General features: G+C 42.8%; 6 protein-coding genes. 4 read left to right on the top strand and 2 right to left on the bottom strand.

What is annotated here, in order from left to right:
* Both HWQ39_RS01980 and HWQ39_RS01975 read left to right on the top strand, forming a co-directional pair.
* Positions 1-251: hypothetical protein (locus HWQ39_RS01980; RefSeq protein WP_292840818.1), on the top strand; the 251-nt coding region annotated here is incomplete at its 5' end.
* A 58-nt stretch (positions 252-309) separates the two neighbouring features.
* The gene (locus HWQ39_RS01975) at positions 310-750 is read left to right on the top strand and encodes an EVE domain-containing protein (protein WP_292840815.1); all 441 of its coding nucleotides are present in this window, start codon (positions 310-312) and stop codon (positions 748-750) included.
* 219 nt (positions 751-969) lie between these two features.
* On the opposite strand, the gene HWQ39_RS01970 is transcribed toward HWQ39_RS01975, so the two are convergent.
* The gene (locus tag HWQ39_RS01970; protein ID WP_292840813.1) at positions 970-1,416 is read right to left on the bottom strand and encodes a hypothetical protein; all 447 of its coding nucleotides are present in this window, start codon (positions 1,414-1,416) and stop codon (positions 970-972) included.
* A gap of 120 nt (positions 1,417-1,536) precedes the next feature.
* Between HWQ39_RS01970 and HWQ39_RS01965 the strand changes: the two genes are divergently transcribed.
* Positions 1,537-3,381: a S8 family peptidase gene (locus HWQ39_RS01965; protein WP_292840810.1), complete on the top strand. Its 1,845-nt coding sequence runs from the start codon at positions 1,537-1,539 to the stop codon at positions 3,379-3,381.
* Here the strand turns inward: HWQ39_RS01965 and HWQ39_RS01960 are convergent.
* Entirely contained in the window at positions 3,317-3,799 is a 483-nt protein-coding gene (locus HWQ39_RS01960) for a hypothetical protein (protein WP_292840807.1), read from the bottom strand. The two genes, HWQ39_RS01965 and HWQ39_RS01960, sit on opposite strands and share 65 nt — an antisense overlap.
* Before the next feature lie 187 nt (positions 3,800-3,986).
* Between HWQ39_RS01960 and HWQ39_RS01955 the strand changes: the two genes are divergently transcribed.
* Positions 3,987-4,661: a DUF2834 domain-containing protein gene (locus HWQ39_RS01955; protein WP_292840804.1), complete on the top strand. Its 675-nt coding sequence runs from the start codon at positions 3,987-3,989 to the stop codon at positions 4,659-4,661.
* Positions 4,662-5,017: the final 356 nt, after the last annotated feature.

Raw genomic sequence — 5,017 nt, 5'->3', positions numbered from 1 at the left:
TTTATTTCAGGGCGGGAAAGCAACGCCAAACCAATGTTTTAGGGGTGAGGGGTCAGACCCACCGTGAATTGACCAACAGTCTCATAGAATTCACCCTGACTTTTAAAATACTTTTTTTGTCAGGACTTACGCAAACAATAGCCGAAACCGTGATTTTCAGTAGGGGCAATACCCTGCGCTTGGAGACGCTCCGCGTAGCTTGCTTCCCCGCAGGGGTACGCGTCTACATGAATTCCCCCTATAGCGTGTGATTTTGCCTAAGTCCTATTTGTAATGTATCCATAAATTGTGTAGATGAATTATTGGCTAATGAAATCAGAACCAGAAGTCTATAGCATTACTGACCTCCAACAGCAAAGTGAGACTATCTGGGACGGTATTCGTAATTATCAAGCTCGCAACTTTTTGCGCCAAATGGATGAAGGAGACTTAGCTTTTTTCTATCATTCCAATACTAATTTTCCCGGTATTGCAGGGTTAATGCGTGTGGTGAAAAAAGATATTGTTGACCCGACTCAGTTTGAGGCAAAAAGTAAATACTACGACCCGAAATCAAGTGCCAAATCCCCTCGCTGGCAAACAGTTGTAGTAGAATTCGTTGAAACTTTTTCTAACTCTATCTTGCTATCAACACTCAAAGAGAAGTTTACCGCCGAAGAGCTAATGGTGGTGAGACAAGGAAATCGGTTATCAGTGATGCCCATCCCTGAAGTAGTAGCTTTGAAAATTCTGGCTATGAAAATCTCCTAGTACTGCAAGGCGGAATTAAAAATTAAAAATTAAAAATGAATACAGCGTAAGTATTTTATCAAATAGAACTCAGGAGTCAGGAGTCCGAATTCAGCAATGTTTTCTGTGTGACTGGCCGATAGCGCAGCGTTAGCAAGTATTTGAGCGTCGCGTCTTGATTCTGATCGGAGGCGGAGCGGAGCCGGAGACGCTCCTGAATTCTGACTTCTGAATTCTTCTTCAATCATTTGGAAACTGTTGTATTTCCGATCGCAATTCTTGTAATACCCCCTGCAAAAACTTACCCCATTCCGCCGCCAAAGGGATTTCTGTAAACGGAACCCGCACTGAGTTAGTAGATTCGGAAAATAGAAATTCTAATTCTATAGAACGACCTTTCTCAGGTGGATTATTTACATCTACTGATTTGTCATTTACTAAAACTTGGATTTGTTTGATATCAAGCAAAGAGAATGTTTCTAGTTTAATAGGCCCTTGAGGCGTGGGTTTTCCCCAAGTTATATTGTTGTCTTTTTGACCCAATACAGCATAAATATCATACTTAGCCCGTTCAAATTGCTCTGCCCAGACGCGATAAGCTTCGACTTTTTGATACTCCTTCGAGCCTTGCCAAGCTAACCAGAAAAACATTACTAACAGAGGCAACCACAAAAGACCACGTTCCATCGTTAAAAAAATCCTGAGTCATGAAGTGAGACTTGTAACTAAAAGTGCAAAATCTACCAACAATTGATGCAGATAAGTTATGGTAGTGAACAAACTGGCAAAAAGCGGTGATGAGTTAATATGAGAAAACTTATATTATTGTGCTTGTTTGTCATTGGGCTGGGAGCTGCCATATTTGGTTTCCTGAATTTCCAGGGATTGGCAGCTAAAGGAGAGTTTGAGACGATTTTGCTTGATTTTCGGGAAGATATTCCATCACTTGTGGTGGAACAGGATCTACAAGCGATCGCCAAACAATACAACGTTACACCCCAATTAGACAACAAGTTTTCTAAAAAAGATAATGTGTATATTATCAAGGGCGATCGCCAACGGCTCCAAGAACTGAAAAAATCTCAGTTTGCCCAAGCGACAGAATTCATTGAACCAAACTATATCTACAACAAAATTCCCCAACCAGGTAAAACCGCTTGGCTAGGTGAATTTTTAAGACCCCAAGAAGATGAAGAAGCAAACCCTTCATTAACTGGCCCCAATGACCAATATTACAGCAAGCAGTGGAACTTGCACAAAATCGGTATTGAAGGCGCATGGAGTCAAACTAAAGGCAGTGGCATCACAGTCGCAGTCATTGACACCGGAATTACCAAGGTTCGCGACTTGTATGAGACAAAATTCGTCAAGGGCTACGATTTTGTTAACGACCGAGAAGAAGCCACAGACGATAACGGCCACGGTACTCATGTTGCCGGAACTATTGCTCAAGCCACAAATAACAAATATGGCGTCGCTGGAATTGCCTATGAAGCCAGTCTGATGCCCCTCAAGGTACTCAGTTCTTACGGCGGTGGTACTGTTGCCGATATTGCCGAAGCGATTAAATTTGCTGCTGATAAAGGCGCAGATGTGATTAATATGAGCTTGGGTGGTAGCGGTGAAAGCCAGTTGATGAAACAAGCGATCGAGTATGCCCATAGAAAAGGTGTAGTTATCATCGCCGCAGCCGGGAATGAAAACACCAATGGGGCCAGCTATCCAGCCCGCTATCCCTACGTCATCGGCGTTTCGGCAATCGGTCCAGATGGCGAAAGAGCGCCCTATTCTAACTTTGGTGCTGGGGTAGATATCTCTGCTCCTGGTGGCAGTGAAGCTGGTAAGATTCTCCAAGAAACTATCGACGAAAAGGGTGAAGGGGTATTTCTGGGCTTCCAGGGTACAAGCATGGCTGCTCCCCACGTTGCCGGTGTTGCGGCATTAATTAGAGCTGCTGGCATCAAAGAACCAGATGAAGTCTTAAAAGTCCTAAAGCAGTCAGCACGAGTGATTCAGGATGATGGTTTGAACTATTATGGCGCTGGACAACTCAATGCAGAAGCAGCAGTCAAACTAGCCTTTAGCGGACAAATCAGTTTTCCAGATTTCTTTCGGTGGTTACGGGATAGCGGCTATCTTAACCCCGGCTTTTGGATTGATGGTGGTGCGATCGCACTCTTACCCAAGATTTTAATGGTAGTTGGTTCCTATCTACTAGCTTGGTTTTTACGCGTTTACTTCCCTTTCACTTGGAGTTGGTCTTTATCCAGTGGACTAATTGCCGGCAGTTCTGGCTTATTCTTCCTCAAGGGAATCTATATTTTTGATCTTCCCCAATGGCCTTTCCGGGTTTTGGGCAGTTCAATTCCCGAACTAGGTAATACCCTCCAGGGAACTGATGCGTTGAATCCCCTATTTGCCAGTGTATTGATTCCCATTGTGTTAATGGCATTGCTGCTGGGACATCCTAGTTGGAAATTGTTTGCCATTGGTTCAACATTAGGTGTAGCAGCCTGCTTGACAGTAAGTGCATTTTTAGATCCATCTGTTTGGGGTTTAGGAAGTGGTAACATAGCACGCCTCTTCCTCATTGCCAACGCCCTAATTTGTTATGGACTTGTTCGTTTAGCATTGAAAAACGAACATGCTTAGAAAAGACTACCTCGCAGCCAAGGTTTAAGGCTTGATAGCCAAATTTTGAGCAGCATTTGAGTAGAAACTGAAAATCTGGGCAATCTGCCTCCACTACTTGTGGATGGCAGTAATATTTCAAGACGATTTCTACCTTGTCCCCAATCCATTGGGCGACTTTATCGGGTGAAACGCCTTGAGTAATTGCCCAGGTCGCAAAGGTGTGCCGAGTTGAATATGGTTTTAGGTAAAAAGGCAAGCTTCCCTTTTTTACCAATTCTTTAAGAACTCCCAGACAGACATATTCACGCCGATTTATTTTTGATGTGTGTCCGTTCCAGACTTTTTGCAGCACCGCAGAAGATAACGGATTACCGGACTCATCCGTAAAAACTAAGGTGTTGAGGTCACGTTGAGGCGGTCTGATCTCAAGCAGCAATTTTTGAACTTTAGAGCCTGGGACAGTTGGAAATGTCCTTTTGACTCTGTTCTTGGTGTTTTTCAATATCCATCAGGTGATATTTAGGGACAAGCCGTGAAGGGTCTAGGCAATCACCAATATAATAGCAAGCAGATAGCCTAATTTTTAGTGGCAAAATCAATAATTAATACTACCAAAATCTTTCATGGTGAGAAAAATTGCCTTTGGCTTGCTGTGGCTGGGATTCATTATCTATGGTTTTTTCCTAGCGCCTCCCGATCAACCCGATACATTTGAGTTAATTAAAAACCTTTCTCTTGGCCACTGGCAAGGCGTTAACCCATTAGTCATAGCACTATTCAACCTCATGGGCATCTGGCCTCTTATCTACAGTGCAGTAGTCTTTATTGATGGTAGAGGACAAAAAATACCTGCTTGGCTGTTTGCTACTGCTTCTTTTGCAGTTGGTGCTTTTGCCTTGTTGCCGTACTTAGCTCTACGAGAACCAAATAATCAATTTCTCGGTAAAAAAAATACCTTAATTAAGGTGCTAGATTCTCGTGTAACTGGTTTTGTATTAACGATAGCTACAGTTATTCTAGTTGCCTACGGTTTAAGAGGAGGAGATTGGGGCAGTTTTGTGCAAGAGTGGCAAACTAACCGCTTTATCCATGTGATGAGCATAGACTTCTGTCTACTCTCCCTATTATTTCCTGTATTACTAGGGGATGATATGGCGCGTCGCGGTTGGAAAAATCCGCAGTTTTTCTGGTTAATAACCTTGATACCGCTATTCGGCCCATTGATTTATTTATCTGTGCGTCCACCTTTACAAGAAGTGGGTATGGAGTCCATATCCAAGCAGCCAGCAACGAATTGAACTAGGCGATTGGAGATTGGGGAAGGTGGGGCCCCTTCTAGGGATTAGGGAGATTTAGATGGAGATTTAGACCCCCAACCAAATTTTACTCATAAATTTTAATTCTATTTTTCTTGCCCAGTACCCAGTCCCCAATCCAAAATCTAAAATCCCCCCTTTTCAAAGGTTTGGGGATTATTTATGGGTGCATAAATCCCAAGAGAAAGTTTTTTCTGAAAGTACTTTACAAAACGCAATAAATTATTTAAGATGTGTAACAGGTAGCTAAAACTACTTAATTCATCTGCAAATAATCGCATTTATAAAACAATGACAACAACCTTACAACGTCGCGAAAGCGCCAACGTATGGGATCG

This window comes from Nostoc sp. NMS8 (assembly GCF_017115045.1).
Taxonomy (GTDB): domain Bacteria; phylum Cyanobacteriota; class Cyanobacteriia; order Cyanobacteriales; family Nostocaceae; genus Nostoc.
Note: the sequence above shows the minus strand (reverse complement) of the source record. Positions and strands in the feature narration are given on the sequence as shown.

Bases quoted from the DNA above. Each gene is read 5' to 3' on its own strand.
- HWQ39_RS01975 (WP_292840815.1), top strand. From the start codon at position 310: ATGAAATCAGAACCAGAAGTCTATAGCATTACTGACCTCCAACAGCAA.
- HWQ39_RS01970 (WP_292840813.1), bottom strand. From the start codon at position 1,416: ATGGAACGTGGTCTTTTGTGGTTGCCTCTGTTAGTAATGTTTTTCTGG.
- HWQ39_RS01965 (WP_292840810.1), top strand. From the start codon at position 1,537: ATGAGAAAACTTATATTATTGTGCTTGTTTGTCATTGGGCTGGGAGCT.
- HWQ39_RS01955 (WP_292840804.1), top strand. From the start codon at position 3,987: ATGGTGAGAAAAATTGCCTTTGGCTTGCTGTGGCTGGGATTCATTATC.